Origin of the sequence: Aeromicrobium phragmitis, assembly GCF_003674095.1 — a bacterium.
Lineage (GTDB): Bacteria > Actinomycetota > Actinomycetes > Propionibacteriales > Nocardioidaceae > Aeromicrobium > Aeromicrobium phragmitis.
This window is the reverse complement of record NZ_RDBF01000062.1, coordinates 1-498: the sequence shown is the minus strand read 5'-3', so window position 1 is coordinate 498 and position 498 is coordinate 1. Positions and strand designations below refer to the sequence as shown.

Below are 498 nucleotides of genomic sequence, written 5' to 3'. Positions count from 1 at the left end.
CCCGTCGACCCGGGAATGCCGGAGAGCGCCTCGGCCCCGACCCAGCCCTCGCTGACCGTGCGAGCCACGAAGGCGTCCCAGTCCTCCCCGGCGGCGACGGTGACCATCGCGCCGCTGCAGGCGTCGGCACTCACCGAGATTCCCTGCGTGCGCACCAGGACGACAGTGCCGTCGAATCCCTCGTCGGCGACCACGAGGTTGCTGCCACCGCCGACGATGAGCACGGGGTCGCCGGCCTCATCGGCGATCCGCACCGCATCGATCAACGTCCGTTCGTCGGTCGCCTCGATCACGTTGCGCGCCGGACCCCCCAACCGCAGGGTCGTCACCTCCGCCAGCTCCACACCGCGACGCTAGCAGGCTGACGGTTTACCAGGTTCAGTGGGGAAACTGCCAGCAGAAGGGAGATCTACGGTTACCAGATGGCAGCGTTTCTCCCCACTACGCAGCGTTGGCCGCACCGATCCGGTCGTCCCGTCCAGCCGAACCGCTGCAGGA

Annotated in this window: 1 protein-coding gene; it reads right to left on the bottom strand. The window is 68.7% G+C overall.

Annotated elements, in window-relative coordinates:
- Positions 1–344, bottom strand: a 344-nt coding sequence (locus tag D9V41_RS16250) for an FAD-binding protein (protein WP_121795614.1), incomplete at its 3' end; no start/stop codon positions are given.
- Positions 345–498: the final 154 nt, after the last annotated feature.